This window comes from Spirosoma arboris, from assembly GCF_009754945.1.
In the GTDB taxonomy this organism is placed as follows: domain Bacteria; phylum Bacteroidota; class Bacteroidia; order Cytophagales; family Spirosomataceae; genus Spirosoma; species Spirosoma arboris.
Genome location: NZ_WPIN01000005.1, coordinates 201,471 through 222,166 on the forward strand (window position 1 = coordinate 201,471; position 20,696 = coordinate 222,166).

General features: G+C 47.5%; 16 protein-coding genes. 8 read left to right on the forward strand and 8 right to left on the reverse strand.

The genetic code is table 11. The annotated features are described in order from the left end of the window. The first annotated feature begins 37 nt into the window (after nt 1–37). Entirely contained in the window at nt 38–508 is a 471-nt protein-coding gene (locus GO755_RS14970) for a lipocalin-like domain-containing protein (RefSeq protein WP_157585987.1), read from the forward strand. 209 nt (nt 509–717) lie between these two features. Then, nucleotides 718–1,206, forward strand: a complete 489-nt coding sequence (locus GO755_RS14975; RefSeq protein ID WP_157585988.1) for a DUF1440 domain-containing protein — start codon at nt 718–720, stop codon at nt 1,204–1,206. Nucleotides 1,207–1,211: 5 nt separating this feature from the next. Here GO755_RS14975 and rodA read toward each other — a convergent pair whose 3' ends face one another. Together rodA and GO755_RS14985 are read right to left on the reverse strand one after the other, a co-directional pair. Then, on the reverse strand, nt 1,212–2,492 hold the full coding sequence (rodA, locus tag GO755_RS14980) for a rod shape-determining protein RodA (protein WP_157585989.1): 1,281 nt from the start codon (nt 2,490–2,492) through the stop codon (nt 1,212–1,214). A 58-nt stretch (nt 2,493–2,550) separates the two neighbouring features. Continuing rightward, complete coding sequence (locus tag GO755_RS14985; RefSeq protein ID WP_157585990.1) at nt 2,551–4,503, reverse strand: penicillin-binding transpeptidase domain-containing protein; 1,953 nt, start codon at nt 4,501–4,503, stop codon at nt 2,551–2,553. Between the two features lie 244 nt (nt 4,504–4,747). On the opposite strand from GO755_RS14985, the gene GO755_RS14990 reads away from it, so the two are divergent. Beyond that, on the forward strand, nt 4,748–5,728 hold the full coding sequence (locus tag GO755_RS14990) for a ThuA domain-containing protein (protein WP_157585991.1): 981 nt from the start codon (nt 4,748–4,750) through the stop codon (nt 5,726–5,728). A 114-nt stretch (nt 5,729–5,842) separates the two neighbouring features. Here the strand turns inward: GO755_RS14990 and GO755_RS14995 are convergent, their stop codons facing one another. After that, complete coding sequence (locus GO755_RS14995) at nt 5,843–6,886, reverse strand: SMP-30/gluconolactonase/LRE family protein (RefSeq protein ID WP_157585992.1); 1,044 nt, start codon at nt 6,884–6,886, stop codon at nt 5,843–5,845. A gap of 206 nt (nt 6,887–7,092) precedes the next feature. On the opposite strand from GO755_RS14995, the gene GO755_RS15000 reads away from it, so the two are divergent. Then, a complete protein-coding gene (locus tag GO755_RS15000; RefSeq protein WP_157585993.1) occupies nt 7,093–7,533 on the forward strand; it encodes a DUF5990 family protein in 441 nt (146 codons plus the stop codon). A 56-nt stretch (nt 7,534–7,589) separates the two neighbouring features. Beyond that, the gene (locus GO755_RS15005) at nt 7,590–9,020 is read left to right on the forward strand and encodes a Gfo/Idh/MocA family protein (RefSeq protein WP_157585994.1); all 1,431 of its coding nucleotides are present in this window, start codon (nt 7,590–7,592) and stop codon (nt 9,018–9,020) included. A 106-nt stretch (nt 9,021–9,126) separates the two neighbouring features. Here GO755_RS15005 and GO755_RS15010 read toward each other — a convergent pair whose 3' ends face one another. After that, nucleotides 9,127–11,610, reverse strand: a complete 2,484-nt coding sequence (locus GO755_RS15010; RefSeq protein ID WP_157585995.1) for a TonB-dependent receptor plug domain-containing protein — start codon at nt 11,608–11,610, stop codon at nt 9,127–9,129. 75 nt (nt 11,611–11,685) lie between these two features. Between GO755_RS15010 and GO755_RS15015 the strand changes: the two genes are divergently transcribed. After that, a complete protein-coding gene (locus tag GO755_RS15015; RefSeq protein WP_157585996.1) occupies nt 11,686–12,336 on the forward strand; it encodes an oxidoreductase in 651 nt (216 codons plus the stop codon). A 15-nt stretch (nt 12,337–12,351) separates the two neighbouring features. Here the strand turns inward: GO755_RS15015 and GO755_RS15020 are convergent, their stop codons facing one another. Together GO755_RS15020 and GO755_RS15025 are read right to left on the reverse strand one after the other, a co-directional pair. After that, on the reverse strand, nt 12,352–12,696 hold the full coding sequence (locus tag GO755_RS15020) for a hypothetical protein (RefSeq protein ID WP_157585997.1): 345 nt from the start codon (nt 12,694–12,696) through the stop codon (nt 12,352–12,354). 180 nt (nt 12,697–12,876) lie between these two features. Beyond that, entirely contained in the window at nt 12,877–13,404 is a 528-nt protein-coding gene (locus GO755_RS15025; protein ID WP_157585998.1) for a DinB family protein, read from the reverse strand. Nucleotides 13,405–13,577: 173 nt separating this feature from the next. Between GO755_RS15025 and GO755_RS15030 the strand changes: the two genes are divergently transcribed. Further along, nucleotides 13,578–14,342 carry a cupin domain-containing protein gene (locus GO755_RS15030; protein WP_157586372.1) on the forward strand — a complete coding sequence of 255 codons (765 nt, stop codon included), beginning with the start codon at nt 13,578–13,580 and terminating at the stop codon, nt 14,340–14,342. Nucleotides 14,343–14,629: 287 nt separating this feature from the next. Then, a complete protein-coding gene (locus GO755_RS15035; RefSeq protein WP_157585999.1) occupies nt 14,630–17,932 on the forward strand; it encodes a CotH kinase family protein in 3,303 nt (1,100 codons plus the stop codon). Between the two features lie 51 nt (nt 17,933–17,983). On the opposite strand, the gene GO755_RS15040 is transcribed toward GO755_RS15035, so the two are convergent. Beyond that, nucleotides 17,984–19,087, reverse strand: coding sequence for a sialidase/neuraminidase family protein (locus GO755_RS15040; protein WP_198174840.1), 1,104 nt, complete (start codon nt 19,085–19,087; stop codon nt 17,984–17,986). An 80-nt stretch (nt 19,088–19,167) separates the two neighbouring features. Beyond that, nucleotides 19,168–20,631, reverse strand: a complete 1,464-nt coding sequence (locus GO755_RS15045) for a serine hydrolase domain-containing protein (RefSeq protein WP_157586001.1) — start codon at nt 20,629–20,631, stop codon at nt 19,168–19,170. Nucleotides 20,632–20,696: the final 65 nt, after the last annotated feature.

Consider the following 20,696-nt stretch of genomic DNA (forward strand, 5'->3'; position numbering starts at 1 on the left):
TTAGTTTGCGGGCCTAAACAAACAAATACTTCGTTTTATGCTTCGCTCATTCATTTTCACTACACTGATTACACTTATTGGAACAGCTTTCCGTCCGGCCCTTTCACCGACATTCGACAGTATATCTGGCACCTGGAAACGCACTGGTATGTCACTTGTGGAAGCCACAGGCAAAACCACTGATATGATGGCTGTCATGAATAATGCCATGCCCTGCTCAAAAGATATTACGTACACGTTCATCAGTGATGGTCAAATGAAAACGGCCGTTCCTGACGCTTGTGGAGCGATGAAAAAAACAATAGAAGACATGAATGTTAACGGTCATTGGTCAATTAGTGGCCAGAAAGTGACCGTTACAACAACGATGAAGGGCATTCCTCCGGCTACGTATGAGGTCAGTTTTCAGGGCAATACAATGACCTGGGTATTTAATTTTAGTGATAATCCCAAAGCCCCAAACCCGACAAAAGCCAAACGGATGACCATCGTGTACCAGCGGGTTTAAATCGTATAATTCAGCGGGTAGCCTGTCAGGCAACTCTCCAAACAGGGAGAAGAAAGATGACATTAGTCTCTTTTTTCTCCCTGTTTTTTTGCCGGCACGCAATCTGGTTTGACTTAAATACCGGTAGGTTCAACATAGCGGTTTCCTTAAATTATCCCTATCTTAACAGCTCAAATCCAATCCCTAAACCCCTGAAAATAAGCTTACTTATGCAAACTGATTCGCCGTCTATCAATCAATCTGTTCGTACTATTATCAAGGCCGGTTTGGTAGCCGGTCTTCTAGACGCCATTGCTGCTATGACAATGACTATAATCAGAGGAGGGAAAGATCCATCTGCTGTTTGGCGGTACGTAGCCAGCGGAGTTTTTGGTCAGGAAGCCCTGACCGGTGGCGTACCTATGGTTCTCTGGGGCCTGGCTTTTCATTTTTTTATCGCCTTGGCATTCGCAGCATTTTATTACCTGATTTACCCGAAGCTACACCGATTCATCGGCAGTCCGGTTACCATTGGTTTACTCTACGGCATTCTGATTTGGCTGGTAATGAACCGAATTGTACTTCCTTTAAGTAATATACCTCCACCTCCTCAACCATTCGACCCGGTCAGAGCTGCCATAAGCATGGCGATTATAATGGTCATGGTTGGCTTGCCCATTTCACTTATTGTGAACAGACATTATTCGAGCCGACGGTGAGCAATTTAGCGCCACATGGCACCTGCCCTGCGCGAGTCTAGCTTTAGAAAAATAAATAGCAGAATGGAAAATGACCAGAGCGAAGAGCCGCCATAGCTAAAAAACGGCAAAGGAATGCCAATGACAGGCATAAGACCAATGGTCATACCGATGTTGACCATTACGTGGAAAAAGATAATGCCGGCCACGCAGTAGCCATAGACTCGGGCAAATTTAGTACGTTGTTTTTCGGCCAGAATCACGATTCGGGCGAGCAACGCGATGAACAGTGCCACGACAATGAAGCTACCAATAAAGCCATGCTCTTCGCCAATTGTGCAGAAGATAAAATCGGTACTTTGTTCCGGCACGAAGTCAAATTTAGTTTGTGTCCCCTCCAGAAAACCTTTGCCCTGAAGTCGCCCGGAGCCAATGGCGATTTTCGCCTGCGTCACGTTCCAGCCTACACCGAGCGGATCAATCGTTGGATCAACGAGTACTTTAATCCGATTTCTCTGGTGTTTTTGCAACACATTATTCACAAAAAAATCAACGCCTGCCACATAGCCCATCATCATCAAACCGACCAGCCCTATTCCCAGCAGGTTAGGCAACGTGCGGTTATAACGCGGCATCAACAGAATCACCAGCAGCAACAAAACAACAATACCCAGGAAGATGTACAGTTTTGAAAACACCAGAGCAAGTATAAACAAAGCGGCTGCCGATAGGCCAACAGCCGGAATCCAGCCTGGCAGCCCCTCTCGATAGAGCATAATGGCAAACGAAGCAAATACCAGCGTTGAACCCGTTTCGTTAGAGGCCAGAATCAGAATACAGGGCAGTACAATGATACCAGCAATGTAGAGGAGGTCTTTTTGTTTAGTCAGATTAATCCCCGGCACATCCAGGTATTTGGCGAGTGCCAGTGCCGTTGCAACTTTAGCAAACTCGGCAGGCTGAATTGTAAACGATCCGAATTTGAACCATGACCTTGATCCATTGATGTTGCTTCCGATAAAGAGCACCAGAATCAGCATAAGAATCATGAAGCCATAGAAAACAAAGGCAAACGTATCGAAAAACGTATGGTTGATAACCAGAATACAGATAATCAGAATTACGGTCGTACCAATCCACATTAGTTGTTTTCCGGCATTGGTCGACAGGTCGAACAAGCTAGTGTGGTCTTCAGGACTGTATACAGCAGCATAGACATTGAGCCAGCCCATCGTTACACAGCCGAGGTACAACAGCAGTGTGAGCCAGTCAATATTTTGAGAAAAGGGGTCGTTTTGGCGAGCCAATGTGATTTACGATTTACGATTTCCTTAAATTACCGATTTGATATAAATCGGAATTCAGTTAGTTTCCGCTTACTGCTGGCACCACGATCGGATTAGACTTGGTAGCTGTCATCAGTGGTTTTGCGGCAGGCGTTTTTTGAGTTGTGTCTTTTTTAGGAGCAACAGGCTTTTTTGCGCCAGGAAGGAATTGGGCAGGTGGTAGGTAGTTCGATGCTTTTACCTGTGCATCTAACTTAAGGGCTTCAGTTTTGCGTTTTAGATACCGTTCGGCTACTAAAGCGGCTACCGATGCGGCTGCTTTACCACCCCATCCTGCATTTTCAACAAACACAGCAACCGCAATTTTTGGGTTGTTCATGGGGGCAAAGCCGATAAAAATGGAGTGGTCATATTTGTGACCATACTTGGAATTCTGCGATGTACCTGTTTTACCACACAGGTCAATGCCTTCAATATTAGCTAAAGGTGTTACCGTACCGTGAGCAACAGCCCCACGCATGCCATCAATTACCGGCAGGTAGTATTTGTAGTCGATACCCGTTTCGTGATGCTCGTTATACTCAGCGGGCAATCCAACGCCTGCTTTCCCGAAGCCTTTAATATAGTGCGGTGTGATGTACCAGCCCCGGTTGGCAATCGTGGCAGCCAGATTAACTAACTTAAGCGGACTAATAAGCAGCTCTCCTTCACCAATGCTCAACGAGTAAACGTTCGAGAATTTCCACCGTAAGGCACCATGATACGCCTTGTCGTAGTATTCTGGCGTAGGCAAATTGCCTTTCAATTCGCTGGGCAAGTCAACACCAAGCCGACCACCGATGCCAAACTTCTCGGCCATATCATGCCACTGCCTTAAGCCTATTGCCGACGCTTTAAACGTGTTATGTTCGCCGTTGAAATAGAGAAACTTACGAAATACATAATAGAAATAAGGATTACAGGAATTCTGTACAGCTCCCCGCAGGTTGTTCCCACCATGACAGTGACAACGCATTGGCGAGCCTCCATGTCCATACACGGTATTCGTGAAAAGAGAGCCCTGCTGTTGGGCAATCAATGCCTGAATTAGCTTAAAGGTTGAACCGGGCCGGTAACTGGCCATAACTGGCCTATTGATGAGTGGCTTATAAGGGTTCTTAATTAGAGCCCGGTAGTTTTTAGAGAAAAACCGACTCGACAATAGGTTAGGATCGTAGGTAGGTGCTGACACTGAAACCAGGATTTCGCCCGATGAGGGCTCCACGGCCAGTACAGCCCCTACTTTATTCTGCATCAGGCTATCTGCATATTTTTGCACTTCGACATCAATCCCCGTAATGAGATTTTGCCCAGCCACTGCCAGTGTATCGAACTCGCCGTTTTTCCAGGAGCCTTTATTTACGCCCCGGACGTTCTGCATCATAAACTTAACGCCCCGCTTGCCCCGTAGCTGCTCTTCGTATTGCTGCTCCAGGCCGTTATGACCAATATAATCGCCCTGTCGATAATAAGTGATATCCTGATTTTCCAGCTGCTTTTTGCTGATTTCACTCACGTAGCCCAGCGCATTCGCCATCGTATGAGCCGGATACGTACGCATCGAACTGATCACCGGCTCAAAACCCCGATAGTCAACAAGCGCGTCCTGAATTCGGGCGAAATCTTCTTTGGAAAGTTGCCGTAAAAACAACGACGGCTTCACAGGCGAATAGTTTTTGGCCAGTCCCATGATACTGTCGAAATCGGAGGGGGTGATGGCCATCATTCGACAGAAAGCAGCCGTATCGGGAATACGAACCTGCTTTGGAGTGACGTAAAGATCGTAAACGGGTGTATTGTAAACGATTAACTGATTATTGCGGTCGTAAATCTGCCCCCGGTACGGTATTTCAACAACCCGCTTAATGGAGTTTTTCGATGCGCCCAGCGAGTAGGTATCGTCTAAAACCTGTAAATAAAACAATCGAGCCAGATACGTTAATCCGACTATGCAAAAGAGGCCGATAATGACCCACTTACGATTCTCTAACATGAGAATAAATTCCGTTCAATCAAGCGATGTACTCTTGACAAAGTTAGCCATTCTTCATGAAGAATACAGAATGAAAAATACAGAATAAGAAATGAAAAATAATCTGACGAAGCCACACCACTCGTTAAACAGAATCTTAAAGGCATAGTCTTCTGTGCAATGGGGCGTGGGGGTATGTTATAAAGCTAAAGTAGATTCAATCCATTACTTGTTTTGAAGACTGTAGCTCGTCAAACAAATTTTTATGAAATCGCTATACGCTCTTCTAGTTCTGATAGTTGTTGCCGGCAGTACTATTCATGCTCAATCACCCCAACAAGGGAAGGCTAAAGTCATTCGAACGCTAATCGTCGATGGACAGAATAACCACGACCAATGGCCGAAAATCACGTTTATGATGAAGCGATACCTCGAAGAAACGGGTAAGTTCTCGGTCGATGTAAAACGGTCTTATTATACTTGGAACGGGGATGCTCTGATTGAAAAATATAAAATTCCAGGTGTTCAGCAAACCAAAGCCTTACCCAAAGCCAGGGCAGATTCCAGCTTCCATCCTGACTTTTCGAAGTACGATCTCGTCATCTGCAACTTTGGCTGGAATGCCGCTCCCTGGTCCGACGCCACGCAGGCCGATTTTGAAAACTTCATGAAAAAAGGGGGCGGTTTGGTCGTAGTCCATGCGGCCGACAATTCGTTTCCTCTATGGCCCGCCTACAACAAAATGATTGGCCTGGGTGGCTGGGGCGACCGCACCGAAAAAGACGGTCCTTTTGTGTATTACGACAATGAAGGGAAGTTAATAAGAGACCCTCAACCCGGACCTGCCGGATCGCATGGTGCGCAGCAAGAATTTCTGATCACGGTGCGTGATGCCAACCATCCCATTACGAAAGGCATGCCACTAACCTGGATGCACACCAAAGACGAGATGTATGACCGCCTGCGCGGGCCTGCCGAGAACATGACCGTATTGGCAACGGCTTTCTCGCCAAAAGAGAACAAAGGCACCGGTCGCAACGAACCCATGCTAATAACCATCAACTATGGGAAAGGCCGGATTTTTCACACCCCCATGGGCCACGTCGATTATTCAGTTGAATGCGTTGGGTTCATCACCTGCCTGCAACGGGGTGCACAATGGGCCGCCACCGGTAAAGTCGACATTCCTATCCCAGCCGACTTCCCAACGCCAACCGCCACCAGCAAACGGAACTTTGTTGAGTAAGAACGACTAATGATCGACTAAAAAGATTTTGGACTCTGATAGCTTCTCTTGACTCTAGTGCAATGATAATCAAATAAATAGAATCAAGAGAAGCTATAGTAGGGGTTTTGATTATTACCAGCCCTTAGCAAATGTTCTGATTCGGCAGAGGTACATATCGGCGGTGATATACAGCGTGGAACCATCATCACCCCAGGCACAGTTAGCCGTAGCTCCGCCAATTTTAAGGTGACCCAGAAAATCATATGGTCCTATTCCCTGCGTTGGCGCTAACACCAGAACACCACCGCCACCCGTTACCCACAGGTTTCCATCACGGTCTACTTTCATACCATCGAATCCACCGTCAAGATTCTGCTTTTTCATCTGCTCCGGTCCAAACACAATACGTCCTTTACCAACCGAACCATCGGGTTGTATTGGATAGGCCATCACGACTGGGCGTAATGGATCAGACTGCGCGACGAAGAGTATTTTCTCGTCGGGGGAGAGCGCAATACCGTTCGGACGGGTCAAATCGCCGACTACGATAGAGACCGCACCCGGCACACCAGCCCGTTCGGGCGCAATGCGATATACACCCCAGCCATCGGTTTCCCGACCTGGATCTTTTTCTTTTTTTGGCATTCCATACGGTGGATCTGTGAAATAATAACTACCGTTAGAGTGCGCTACCACATCATTAGGGCTGTTGAACCGCTTGCCATTATAGTTGTCGGCTAAGGTGCGTTTCCCGCCACCACCAGTAAGCGACATGGCTGTAACACGCCGGTCGCCATGTTCACAGGCGATGAGTCGTCCCTGCTTGTCAATGGTAAGTCCATTGGAACCGGGTTCGTCGCTGTAGGGACCGAGACCCGTATACCCTGAGGGTTTTAAAAATGGCGTAACGCCGTCTTTATCCGTCCATTTGAAAATAGTATTCTTAGGGACGTCGGAGAATAGCAGAAAAGCTTCGTTTTTTACCCAGATCGGCCCCTCGGTCCAATCAAATCCACTGGCCAGCACTTCAATTTTGGCATCAGCCGAAACGAGTTTATCTAATCGGGGATCAGCCTTCACGATCTGACCAATCGACGGAAATGGGGTTGTTTGAGCACTTGCCGAACTAAGTACAAAGGCTAGCCAGCCGGCCAGGAGTAACGGTTTCGATTTCATGGTTAATGTCAGGAATTTACCTCAATGGTACGACGAATTGAGGGACGTAACAAATAAGAGAAAGCAAGCTGGTAACCATTTTTAACCTAAGCTGTAATCAGGGGTCGCTGTAAGCTTGTCTTACCTAACTTACTTTTCACGCCGAGAGTAGGCAGCAAAGCCAAGTGGCTTAACTAGAAAGAAAATTAGCCAGTATGGCCTAAAAAATGGATCAGGAACTAACCTTACGAATCATTCTGGAAAATCCACCGGAGCATGTCGATTTTGGCCTGCAAAAAGGAAGTGGCCGAATTTATGAGACCGTTCAAACCCAACGGTCTACTTCCAACGAGTTACAGTTCAATTTCACTATTAGAGTCAAAGGCAATCCAGAACAAAACTCTCTACCCGCTTTTCAGGGCGCCTTTGTACAGGGTCCTTCAGCTGCCCGCTTTGTTTATATCGACATTGGTGCGTGTGCTGGCCAAACGGATTCCATATGGAGTCGGCGATTGAAAATTCCTTTGTATGGAATTACCTGGTCACTAATCGACCAACTATTGGCAAATGATAAACTGGTTCTTGAGACGCGTATTCCTGGTACGGGCAAAGATGGAGGACCTATCTGCGGAACGGTAAAACCGTTTGCCGGTTGGCAGACGAGATAACGATTATTCGCTTATTTTTAGGAGATTTTTCTTCATTCCCCAATTCTTGATCGTACATGAAAAATAACAAACGAGCGGCTTCGTCGGAGAATAACAAAAACTCCTCCCGACGGTCGTTCCTGAAAACCCTTGGCCTTGCTGGTACAGCCGCTGCCGCTGCTCCGGCTGCTCTTGCGGAAACGCCTGTTGCCATTCCGCAATACCTGAATCTGGTGCGTAGTCACTCCAGCACTGCGGCAAACGACAAAGTTCGGATTGCCCTGATTGGTACAGGTGGTATGGGCATTGGCGATATGCAAACCGCCCTCATGGTCGACGGGATCGAAATGGTAGCCGCCTGCGATTTATATGACGGACGACTACGTCGGGCCAAAGAGCTTTGGGGCGATCAACTCCCCGTGACCAAAGATTATCGGGAGATTCTGGAGCGCAAAGATCTCGACGCTGTCATTAATGCAACAACTGACCATTGGCACGAAAAAATCTCATCGGATGCGATGCGCAAAGGCAAGCACGTGTACTGCGAAAAGCCGATGGTTCAAAAAGTTGAGGACGGACACGCACTCATAAAAGTATCGAAAGAAACGGGTAAGGTTTTTCAGGTGGGCAGCCAGTTTGCCAGCTCGTTGCTCATTGCCAAAGCCCGCGAGCTAATGAAAGCCGGTGACATTGGTGAGCTTGTTTTTGCCGAAGCGATCTATGACCGTCACAGTGCTATGGGTGCCTGGCAGTATTCGATTCCACCCGATGCCTCGCCCCAAACGGTTGACTGGGATACGTATCTGGGCAGTGCGCCCAAACGGCCCTGGGACCCGCTCCGGTTTTTCCGGTGGCGGAATTATCAGGACTACGGCACCGGTATCGCGGGTGACTTATACGTTCACTTACTCACTTCCTTACACTGCATTACGGGTTCGAAAGGCCCAAATCGGGTATACTCAACCGGGGGCACGCGTTACTGGAAAGATGGACGTGATGTACCCGATATTCAGCTCAGTATCTATGATTACGGCAAAACAGCTGAACATCCCGAGTTCAATTTGACAACCCGTTCTAACTTCGTGGATGGTGGTGGTGGTAATTATCTGGTTCGTATCGTTGGTACCGAAGGTGATTTATCCCTCGGTTTCGATTCACTAACCGTTCATCGGAACAAGTTCCCAAAGGCACCGGGTATGTCGATCGACAATTTCCCGAAAGATCAGAAGGAACTGTACATAGCTGAATACAACAAACTGTATCCTCAAGTCCCTGAACTGGTTGGACCCAAAGAGTTCAAATACAGTTTCCCGAAAGAGTATAAAGGCGACCGTTACGAGCACTTTGTCAATTTCTTCAACTCGGTCCGTACGGGAACGCCCAACATTGAAGATGCTACATTTGGCCTACGCGCTTGCGGACCAACTCAGTGTGGCAACATGAGTTATTTCCAGAAAAGAGCGGTGAGTTGGGACCCTATCAACATGAAGATTCTGCCCGCCGTTTAGTGAAGTAGGTGAAAGTGAGTGAAGTAGGTGAAAGTAAGTGGAGTGAGTGAACGTAAGTGGGGCCTTTTAGCTCCGATTCTACTGCACTCACTCCACCCACTTTCATTTACTCCACTTTTACAACAGCTCTGCCTACGCCCGGCATTCCTCCGATCGTTATGCCCTCGGCTCGCAGCCGAATATCGGTTTTGGCATCCGAAGTAAAGAATGAAACCGTCGCTTTTCCCTCCACATCAGTTTGAATCATCGGCGCCCAGAACAAAGTGGTACGATAGTCCGGACGACGGTCTGACGGTCCAGTCTGCTCAGGTTTCCTGACATCGTAGCGAGGAGCGTAAAACTCCCGAACAGGGGCGTACCCTGGCAGTTTGGCAATCAACGTACCAGGAGCAGCCGCCAGGGCCAGGTCATTATTGGGACCACCTCGTTTTGTCAGAATTGAAATTACGCCCCCCGATGCCCGTGAACCATAAATAGCCGCCGATGCCCCTTTAAGCACATCGACCCGATCAACATCCTGCACCGAAATACCCAGTATCGATTGTAAATCCATCGGCATACCATCCAGCACAAACAGAGGGGAGACAGGACCGTTGAAATTAGCCGCTCCCCGAATCTGCACCCGCGCATTAAATCCATTACCAATTACCTGAACGCCCGCAATCTGTCCTTGAATCACATCCAGAATTGTTAGCCGTCCGGATGTATTCTGCTGATTAAACTTGACACTTGCGTCGGGCGTGCCATAAATCACCCGAGAATCCCGCTCCTCATACTTTTTCGCTTTTACAGTAACTGCCTGCAACAATACCTCCCCATTTCGGCGAATCTGCCGTTCAATCTCTTGGTATTCTTTTGTTCGGCGGATGAACTCAGCCAGCTCGTCGCGTCGGAACTCCAGCGGATTGTAGGGTACTTGTGTGCTGGTTACTGTTGGCAGTAGTAGTTGATCGAGTGAGATGGCCAGCGTACGATTTGCCTTGCCTTTTGTACCCTGAATCATCACCGTAGTGGTGTCCGTAAAATCGAGGTCATATGCGCCATAATTCCCTAATTCATCGGTATCACCGATCAAAAAATCCCGCGTACTATCTCGCTTCACCAGCAAAAACGTCAACTTTACTTTGCCCCCAATATCTTTCTGGTTTGGTCGAACAACCCGGCCCGTCAGTGATAGTCCACGCTCGACAGGCTGATTGATTGGTGGAATAGTCCCCGCTAAAACATCGGTCCAGACAAAACGTCGCCAGCCTTGCGTCATTAATAAAAGGTCTATTTGAAGCCATCGGTCGGTATGAGCCGGGTCAAAATAGTAATTGGGTTGTTCAACGGTACCCGTCAAATCAGACGAAAGCAATAAATGCGATAGGATAGTAGCACCAGTCGAATCAACTTCAGGTGCCAGCCGGGCGTCTACCGCAGCCAGCGATAGATTAGCGGCAATGGGCTTACCCTGCGCGTTGGTTGTGGTAATAGTCAGGTCTACTTTCTCCCGATTTTTATAGGTCTTTTTGTCGGATGTCAGCCCAATAGAAATCTGCTCGTTTTTATTGATAAAAACCAATCGTTCGCTCACGGGTTTATGCGTCTCATCGAACAGGGTCAACTGCGAAATACCTTCGGGAAAGGTATTTCTCGGCAGTTGAATCACCGATGATTTTTTAGCCATCGGTATCGTCACCACATGAATAATCTGCCCACGCGTCTGGGCAAAAAGGGTGAGTTTAGCCGTTGCGTCGGCACTCGTTTTATTGTGCCGCACATAGACCTTCATGTTGTCTTTATGACTCAGATTATCTATCTGCATTACGACACCCTGTGTTTGGACAGCAGGCAGTGGGTAGGACAACGTAGTACCGTCGCGGAGTCGTACACTAGCGGTGTAGGTCTGCCCCAGCTCGGGATTGATCGTGAAATAACCCATACCCAAATGGGTACTGGCAAACCCTATAACAGTATCTTTTTTTGCATTGAGGACAAAGCCTTCTACAGGCATACTTTGTCCTGACGCATTCACGGCTTTGAAGGCGACGCGGCTTTCAATTCCTTCCACTAGCTGACCACCTTCGGGTAAAAATTGCACGTCAGGCCGGGTTGTAGTTGCATTAGCCGTCCCAGTCAAAGTACCGTCCGATCCAAGAATAGTAATCGTTTTAGAAAAGAAATACGCATCTGGATAATTACGCATGAAGTTGGTGTATCCCCGCAATTGATAGGTACCAGCGGCTATTGAATCGGGCAGAAAAAGTTGACCGGGCGCATAACCAGCCGTGGTCCGTAGTTGCGTTCGTAATCGAATCCGTCGGGCAACAGGGTCTACAAGATCGACATAGAGCACCCGACTGACACTATCGGCCTCATGTGTTGTGCCATTCATCAGATACCCTTTCAACCAGATTGTTTCGCCGATGAGATAAGCATCACGATCTGTATGAATATACACTTTCTCGGTAGGACGCTGTTGATTATAAGCCCGAAATCGCTCGATCACCTGCTTGCTAAACTCAGGATCGTCAATAAAGTGAACTGCCGATAGGGAAACAATACACAGAAGAATAAGCCTGACTCTATGGAAAAAAGAACGGCGCATAGAATAGATTTCTGAATTGAGTGCCTTCGTTTGTCAATGAAGCAACTAAATTAGCAGAAATACCCTCTTTTTACCATGACTAACCCTACTCCAAAAACAGCATTAGTACTCGGTGCTACGGGTCTTGTTGGTGAACTTCTTACGCATCGACTTGTCGATTCGCCTTTCTACCAAAACGTGAAAGTGTTAGTACGCAAATCGTTAACCTGGCAGCACCCCCGCTTGCAGGAAGTTCTGGTTGATTTCGACCACCCCAATGGGCTGCTCACACAGGCCGATGATGTTTTCTGTTGTTTGGGTACAACCATAAAAAAAGCGGGCTCAAGAGAGGCTTTCCGAAAAGTAGATTATCAGTATCCAATGGATATTGCTCGCTTAAGTCTGGCCAATGGGGCCAAACAATTTGCTATCATTACAGCCATGGGTGCCGATCCGGATTCCTCTATTTTCTATAATCGGGTAAAAGGAGACGTAGAACGCGATCTGACTGCCTTGAACTACCCTACTTTACTCATTTTTCGGCCTTCGCTTCTGCTTGGCAATCGTTCCGAAGCCCGCTTAGGCGAACGAATTGCGGCTGGTGCTATGCGAATCTTTGGCCCGCTCATTCCGGCAAAATATAAAGGAATTGATGCCGGTAAGGTGGCCAATGCCATGCTGTCTACGGCACAACAAGGTCTGACTGGCCAGCATGTTTTTGAGTCCGATTTGTTGCAGGAGTTTTAGGAGCAATAGGCTCCGTCAACTTAACTTGGTTAGCTTATCCAGTTCCATAACCAGCTTCACCATGTCCCGAGTTTCGGGCGAATTGCCCATTGTCAAGGAAATCGGGCCTTCTTCAGGCTGGTATGTCAATTGAAACAGTAACCAGGGGCAACACAATCGTTCAAATTTAATGAACTCGATCAGTTCGTCATTCAGCTGGCTATCAGCCTTTTGAAAGACTAACTCATAGCTATTATCGTGTTCAATAGCCCGGTCTACTTTCTTGAAAATGGTTTGATGAAGTTCATTCATGCGGGCAACCTGATCCCGATCAGTCAGTTTGCAGGCCAGCGCAATTTCCGCTTTCGATTCAGTTTTCATAAGAGTTGTTTTGGCTGATCGACTGGCATATCCGCCAATTAGTATTGCTTAACAACGTTTGATCATGCCAATTAAGTTAGGAAAGGCAGTCATTTTGACTGATTTATAGTATAAAATGACTGCCTTTCTCTATGACCAAAGTTATTCAAAAAGCCAGCGAACCGAGTATTCCTTTTAACATCAGCCAATGAGCCGATAGAAACTATAGTCGGTCATGGGGGCATCCGTCAGGCCAACGATTCGTCCAATTGTTACAACCTGACCACGATGATAGGTGCTGTGGTTCATACAGTGGTGAATAAACGAGATCCGGGTCTGAACCCCATCAACCCAGGGCGTTGTAAAATAGACCTCTTCTTCCAATTCGGCTTCAGTCAGCGACTGAACATAAGCCGAGAATTGCTCCGATTGCGCCACAATTTCCGTAAATACTTCGTCTAATGTTCCATAAAATCCTACCTGCCGAAATGAAACCGGAACAGGTGCCTGCTGCACAATCGCCAGCCAAAAACGTTGCGTATCCCAGATATGAACCAACGTTGCTTTCAGAGTTGGGAAGCTGGAAGGCACTTGTTGATCCATCAAGTCCGTTGGCTTTGTTTGCAACCAATCTACTAATCGCTTGTTTGCCCAGGCATTATAGGCAGCAGAATCATGGAGTAAAGACGATACGGTTACAGCGGTTTTTGCTTCGATTGTTGGGGTCATAGCTTGTTTGGTTTTATATAACAAAGTAACTCCAGACCTGTGACAGCCCTATGTCAGTAGTGATTTTCAACTTGTCTATTTTCTCGGGTTTAGAGCACTTTCTGGTTTTTCACGGGCTTAGGAGTAACCCTTCGATCAGTCTGACTTATGACAGCAAATCTTTTTGTATCATGATGCTACGCCTTGCCTTCTTCACACTTTTTAGCCTGATTACACGACTATTGATAGCTCAGTCTATTGAGTCTAAAACCTATGTATGGGCGGAAGCACCCGTAACCAAACAAGCTAACTCTGAGCAGAGAACCCTTCTGGAAGGCAGCACGACGGATTTTAGTCATCTTAAGGTTCATGCCACTACGCTACTCCCCCATCAGGCTCCTCACCCAGCTCATAAGCACGACGAAGAAGAACTAATCATCATCAAAGAGGGAAAACTTACTGTAACTATTGAAGGCAAAACAAAAACATTAGGCGTTGGAAGCATCGCCTTAATGATGCCGGGCGATGAGCATGGGTTCGAAAATAAGGAAGACACGCCAGCTACTTACTATGTGATGCGGTATGCATCAAAAGAACCTAAAGATCTGGAACGTGGTCGAAAAGCAGGCGGTTCTTTTTGGATAGACTGGAACGACGTACCTTTTCAGCCACATGATAAAGGGGGTATCCGGCGGATGTTCGACCGCCCTACGGCTATGACGAAGCGATTCGAGATGCACGTTACCACCCTTAATCAAGGCTTATGGAGTCACCCGCCCCATACGCACCGAGCTGCCGAAATTCTGCTCATGGTCGACAAAACGGCTAATGAAAGTATCAATGGCAAACTCTATTCCGCAACGGCCGGTGACCTGATTTACCTGGAATCCAATGTTCCACACGCCCTACAAAACACGAGCCAGGGTAGTTGCATGTACTTCGCTTTTCAATTTGAATAAGCACGCCTATTCTTAGTAAACTCTTCCATGTATAATCTATCTATTAAAGATACCATTATTATAAATAAAGGAATAATATAAATACTTATTCTTGACATATCAATACTATAAGTTTATATAGGCATATTTTTTGCTTAATTTTATTTTAATGTCTAACCAACTGGTTATAGATCGGCTTGTCAAGTTGACCTGTAACCAGTTGGCTAGTTGTCTATCTTCCACCATATAAAATCAACTATCTCACTCCTAAGTGGTAACCTACCGAAGGGTCAGATAGCTCAACGATCATGAAAAAACTCCTTACCCTCCTGGCTCTCGGGCTTGGAATCACCTTCGTAGCAAAAAGCCAGCAACTCTATATCAATGAGTTCATGGCCTCGAATCAACAAACCATCGCCGATGCGACAGGAGCCCATGAAGACTGGTTCGAGATTTACAACCCCAATTCTTTTTCTGTAAATATTGGCGGCTACTATATTACTGACAATCTGAGTAATCCCACCAAATACCAATTTCCCACGGGATCTCCACTAACGGTTGTACCCGCCAATGGATTCCTGCTGATATGGGCCAGCGGGGCCACCAGCCGGGGAGCCAATCATATCAGTTTTAGTTTGTCGGCTGATGGAGAGCAAATTGGACTTTATCGCTTAGCTAGCAGCGTATTGGAGGTGGTGGATAGTTTGAGTTTTGGTCGCCAGCGAACCGATATTTCTCTGGGACGCCAACCCAATGGCAGTTCTGCCTGGCGGTATTTTCAGGCCAGTACCAGTAATACTAGTCCGGGTGCTTCAAACAACGGAAAGACAGGCTATGCTGACGCCCTAACGACGCCGGTCTTTTCGCAAACAGGCGGCTTTTACTCGACCGGGTTCAATCTGGGAATTAGCACAACTGATCCTTCTGCGACTATCTATTATACCCTGGACGGCTCGGACCCTGATCCATCGAATCCGAATTCGGTTACGTTCGCGTACAAAAACAGTTATCGTGAGCAACCGAGTCAACCAAATGGGCCTTTTTTAACAGGGAGTTATCGCACCTATCCGTACTCGACAACAATAGCCATTACGGATCGAACCAGTAGCCCAAATACCGTATCGACCAAAGCCTCGTCCTGGAATTTCACCCCCAGTTATTTCCCTACTACATCCATTTTCAAGGGAACCGTAGTTCGGGCAATGGCTTACAAAGCCAATGCCATTCCCAGCGATATTGTCACCCAAACCTATTTTGTTACGCCTTCTCTTCCACGTTACTCAATTCCTGTTGTTTCGATTACCTTGAATGAGAAGCATTTATTTGATTACAACACAGGCATTTATACAGCAGGCGTCACGTTTGATAACTGGCGGACGGCAAATCCCACAACAACTGCCAGTTATTGCACAACCGGAAATTTTTCCAATGAAGGAGATGCCTCAGAACGGCCCGGTAATGTGGAATTTTTCCTAAACAATGCATCGGTCATCAATCAACGAATCGGGTTACGAATTCACGGCGGATGCTCTCGATTCGTTCCCCGGAAAAGCTTACGACTGTATGGAAGTGGCGATTTTGAATACCCGTTCTTCGATAATCGACCCGCTTCACTTTTTTACAATCGGCTGATCTTACGCAATGGCGGTAACGACTGGGATTATACCACACTCGTTGATGCCTTTGGGCAGCGAATGGTCCGGCATCTCCCTTTTGATACGCAATCAAATCGCCCTAGTGCACTGTTTCTCAATGGCGAATACTGGGGCGTTCATAACCTCTATGAACGCTATGATAAATATTACGTCAATCGGAATTACGCGGTTGCTACCGATAGCGTCGATATGGTTGAAATCTCGCTAGGGTATGAGGCTAATGAGGGTGATTTAGTGAGTTACAATGCGCTAAAAACCTATTTCACTCAGACAAGCCCGGTAAACTATACCTATGTCAGAACTCAGATGGATGTCGAGAATTTTGCTGATTATCAGATCGCAGAGATTTTCGTAGCCAATACTGACTGGCCTGCCAATAACGTATCGCTTTGGCGAAAACGAACCAGTCAATATAAGCCCACAGCGCCCTATGGCCATGACGGTCGCTGGCGCTGGATGCTACGGGATCTTGACTTTGGTTTGACCGGCCAGAATTATGCTCAGCAGAACACCCTCGATAATGCCACCATGACGACCAGTCAGTACGCCGAGTTTACGCTATTTTTTCGTCGGTTACTGGACATTCCCGCGTTTAAAACCTATTTCATCAACCGGTACGCCGATCTACTCAATACGACCTTCCACCCTACCCGGACGGTCGCTCTGCTCGACTCCATCCAGCAGCAATACCAGCCTTATATGCCCGAACATTTCAACCGGTGGATTACGGGTACGAACTTCACAAGCTGGCTGTCGAATATGGGGAATATCAATAATTTCCTTCAGCTCCGTCCGGATTCTGCCCGTAAACATCTCCGGCTAAAATTCGGACTAACCGCCACTCGAAGCCTGACCATCAATGTATCCAATACGGCACAGGGCTATGTTAAAGTCAACACGATTGATATCCTGCCCACAACAGTAGGCGTTCCTGCTTCCCCCTACCCCTGGACCGGGGTTTATTTCCAGGGAAACCCGATCACTCTTGTCGCTAAAGCTAAAGCTGGTTTTATCTTCCAATACTGGAAAGAAGGGAACACCATTGTATCGACCGATACAGCCTATAGCTTCAATCCGACAGCCAATCGAAACCTGGTGGCCATCTTCGAGCTGGACAACTCGTTTGATTCGACGCCAGCCTCGTATACCCTACTCAGTTGCGATTACCGATTTACTAACTGGCCATCGACTTCCCCAGCCGGCACTCATCCGGCCAATATGCTTTTTGTCTCCATGAACCAGGAAGATCCACTTCTGACAGCAACAATTTCCAATACCGTTACAGGCGCCTATGCTTATACCAGTCGAACGCGAATCAACGGTTTAGGAACCAATGGAATCTCGTTCATCAATACGGGGAATAACAATACCAATCCAGGCTATGTGGCCAGTACGTTAGGTGGGGCTCTGCTGGCATTGCGTACAACAGGACTCAACCAGGCCTATGTGCAGTGGACAGGCGGCACCATCACCGCCAATCCGAAACAATACAACATTCGACTGCGCTACCGGATTGGCGATTCGGGACCATTTACCGATCTACTGGATGCATCTAATAATCCCGTCGAGTATGTTCGTAATGCCACAGCCGGGCATAGTCAGGTGATTGGACCGGTGGCCTTGCCCGCCAGTTTGCTCAATCAACCTTACGTTCAACTATTCTGGCAATATTACTGGACGGGTATAGGTACCAACGCACGGGATGAACTTCGGTTGGATGACATCATCATTACCCGAGGTTCTTGTGAAAGTCTGGCTTCGGGCCCCTGGAATGTAACAGGCACCTGGAGTTGTGGTCGAGTGCCAACCAGTTGCGATGCGGTGAAAATCAACCCCGGCCATGTGGTAACGATTTCGATTCCTAATGCCATTGCCAAACGCGTGGAGTTCGATAGCAACGCTAAGCTTCTGTATGCTACTACAACGGCAGCGTTATCGATACAGCCAGATAACTAGTACTCGTCCAATTTAGGTTCTATACTCCCTTTGAATTCTACGTCGTCAATTCTAATGCGTTAGTCGGCCCTTTATCATCCAGACTTCAACTTCGCCTTTACTTGAATAGCCATTGGTGCTGGTTAAGGCGATGATGGTCGAATCGGCCAGAATGCTCAGGCTGTTCCATAATCCTGACTTTCCGGCAGGAATAACAAAGGGGACGCTTTTCTGGCTGAAATTACGCGCCTGGCTATCACCGATAACGACTTTCATTTCGGCATTCTCCAGTCGATTGATTCGGTTTTCTGTGCCCTGATACGAGAGTAGGGTTTCACCCGTTGGTAACTGCTTTAGGTAAGGCGCTCCAGCGTAAAGCGTATCACTAATCGGTTCGGCCAGCGCATACCAGCGGTCAGGACTAGTGCCGCTTACGGGTTGATGCCAGTTTTGCCCGATAGTCGAATGGATCAGATAGGGTTTGAAATTACGGAAGCCATTGTCTTCAATAGCAAATACAATATCGCGACCGTTCTTGAGCAGCAATGGCGCTGGCATACCATCGCGACTGCCCGCCCGAAAGCTCACGATAGATGGAGTTTCTGTCCAGCTTAATCCATTGTCAGTTGAGCGAAGCAGCGAAATATTTTGCTCATTAGAGGTCTGGTAGATTCCCTCATTCGCGAAAAACAACTGAATCTCACCGTTAGGTAACTGAATGGCGGCCGGTTCCCAGCAGCCGTTCTTAAAGTCAAAACCGGCTTCGTAAAGCAGTCGTTCATCCTGCCAGCTTTGCCCGCCATCGTAACTCTTTTTGGTTCGTATGCCAAACCGCCGGGACGGGTCAATTTTGTAAGGTCGGGGATTGTAGCAAACCAGAATAGAATGATCTCTCAGTTCCAACACATCGGGAACGGCCATGTTGATACCGTCCTGTCGAGGAGCTATGACTATAGGTGCCGACCAGCTGTCCCCTAAATCGGTACTTTTTACGGCGACAACGCTTCCAGCTGCCTCATAGACCGCCAATAGTGACTGGTCGTGCAATTGAATCAGTCGGGCATAGCCACTGTATCGAACGAGTGAGCCGGCAGAAACCTTGCGTAGCGTTTTTTGATCCCATATAATCTGACCTGGTTTTGACAAAATGGTGGCCGGATCATTACGTATGGGCATAACGTTGGCAGTCAGACCACAACGCAGTATTAGTAAAACGGAAGTGAATAACAGAATACGCATCACTCTAAGGTAGCAAGTTATATACGTTTTCGGTCGAAAAGCCAGACGACACGGGTAACAACGATGGCCAGATTCAGTAGGGCGATCAGGCCCAAACCCAGCACACCATCTGGTATCATCAGGAAAATACGTTCCCAATTTAACACACGACCGCTAATTGCTATAAGCAGCGAAGGAATAAGCAGGAACGTAATAAAAGGCAGCAATCGAACAAGTAAATAGAGCCACGACCGCCAGACAGGCCGCTGCTGATACGTTTGGACCCAGTGCTTAAGTCGAAAAAGTTGCCGAATGGTTAGCCCAATGAATAACAGCAAAATAAGTCCGACACAAATTGGCAAAACCCAATCGGGTAATGTTGGCAACTCCGGTTCCTGACCGGCCAGAATCTCGGCGACACCCCGGAGAAACGAATTGTAATCGACATACGGATTGAGGCCACTCTTGAAGAGCATCACAACGCCATAACCGTCCTTGGTGAGTAAAAGCTGTTCGGCGCTATAGGTCCACAAAATGCCGCTGTGGTAGAGACTCGAATCAGGCCGAAGAATCCAGCCCATACCGTAATGCATCGACGTTTTGGGCGGAGGGTTATGTGTCAACGTCAAGGATTGTTGACTTAGTAATTGCGTATTGCCAACACGCCCACGCGCTAGTTGCAGGCTAAGCCAGTGCGCCATATCGTTGACCGTAGAACGCATCCCGGCGGCTCCATCAATAAACCAGTCTGGTTCCTGAATAGCAATGGGTTTCCCCAGTACGAAAATATGCCCGTTGTCTATTCGGTCAGCGCCAGTATAAAACGCCTTCGTAGCAGACACATCGTTTGTATGGGTCATCTGCAATGGCTCAAAAATATGCTTCTGCAAATAATTGGCGAAGGGCTCCTGGCTAACAGCTTCCACGATTTTGGCCAACAGTCGATAATTGGGGTTGTGATAATGAAACTGCCTGCCGGGCTCACTAACCAGTCGGGCCTGGTTAAATTGCGCAGTAGCTTCATCCAACGTAGCAGGCTGCTCGTGGAAGGCTAATTCGGGAAAACCTGTGTCGGCCAGTCCGCTGGTCTGGTGTAAAAGTTGTCGGATGGTTATCGACTTACCTCGTTTGTCTTCCGTTGCAAATGAAGGGATGTACTGAACAACAGGCGCATCGAGCGAAATCCGACCTGCATCAACTAACTGCATAATCGCCATCGCCGTAAACGCTTTACTAAGTGAAGCAATGGCAAACGGTGTATGAGCGGTAACGGGCGTTTTAGCGCTAGTAACACCGTAGCCTTTCGACAGTAACACCCTATCGTTATGGACAATGGCAATGGCTAAGCCAGGAATACTGCTTTTAGCCATCCGCGTCTGAATGTAGTGATCTATTTTATCTGCTACAGATTGCGCATCAGTAGCCTGAATGGAAAGCGAAAAGCCAAAAAGAAGCGCTAAGGCAACTCGTATTAACAGTATCTTCTGCGTGAAACGGAGCATCGTATGGTTTGGATGGTCAACGTAGCAAAATTCCGGCGGATTGGAATGTCATCCATTTACATAGG

What these genes read in the sequence shown, in the direction of transcription:
- GO755_RS14970 (WP_157585987.1), top strand. Translation starts at nt 38, where the DNA reads ATGCTTCGCTCATTCATTTTCACTACACTGATTACACTTATTGGAACA.
- GO755_RS14975 (WP_157585988.1), top strand. Translation starts at nt 718, where the DNA reads ATGCAAACTGATTCGCCGTCTATCAATCAATCTGTTCGTACTATTATC.
- GO755_RS14985 (WP_157585990.1), bottom strand. Translation starts at nt 4,503, where the DNA reads ATGTTAGAGAATCGTAAGTGGGTCATTATCGGCCTCTTTTGCATAGTC.
- GO755_RS14990 (WP_157585991.1), top strand. Translation starts at nt 4,748, where the DNA reads ATGAAATCGCTATACGCTCTTCTAGTTCTGATAGTTGTTGCCGGCAGT.
- GO755_RS14995 (WP_157585992.1), bottom strand. Translation starts at nt 6,886, where the DNA reads ATGAAATCGAAACCGTTACTCCTGGCCGGCTGGCTAGCCTTTGTACTT.
- GO755_RS15000 (WP_157585993.1), top strand. Translation starts at nt 7,093, where the DNA reads ATGGATCAGGAACTAACCTTACGAATCATTCTGGAAAATCCACCGGAG.
- GO755_RS15005 (WP_157585994.1), top strand. Translation starts at nt 7,590, where the DNA reads ATGAAAAATAACAAACGAGCGGCTTCGTCGGAGAATAACAAAAACTCC.
- GO755_RS15010 (WP_157585995.1), bottom strand. Translation starts at nt 11,610, where the DNA reads ATGCGCCGTTCTTTTTTCCATAGAGTCAGGCTTATTCTTCTGTGTATT.
- GO755_RS15015 (WP_157585996.1), top strand. Translation starts at nt 11,686, where the DNA reads ATGACTAACCCTACTCCAAAAACAGCATTAGTACTCGGTGCTACGGGT.
- GO755_RS15020 (WP_157585997.1), bottom strand. Translation starts at nt 12,696, where the DNA reads ATGAAAACTGAATCGAAAGCGGAAATTGCGCTGGCCTGCAAACTGACT.
- GO755_RS15025 (WP_157585998.1), bottom strand. Translation starts at nt 13,404, where the DNA reads ATGACCCCAACAATCGAAGCAAAAACCGCTGTAACCGTATCGTCTTTA.
- GO755_RS15030 (WP_157586372.1), top strand. Translation starts at nt 13,578, where the DNA reads ATGCTACGCCTTGCCTTCTTCACACTTTTTAGCCTGATTACACGACTA.
- GO755_RS15035 (WP_157585999.1), top strand. Translation starts at nt 14,630, where the DNA reads ATGAAAAAACTCCTTACCCTCCTGGCTCTCGGGCTTGGAATCACCTTC.
- GO755_RS15040 (WP_198174840.1), bottom strand. Translation starts at nt 19,087, where the DNA reads ATGCCCATACGTAATGATCCGGCCACCATTTTGTCAAAACCAGGTCAG.
- GO755_RS15045 (WP_157586001.1), bottom strand. Translation starts at nt 20,631, where the DNA reads ATGCTCCGTTTCACGCAGAAGATACTGTTAATACGAGTTGCCTTAGCG.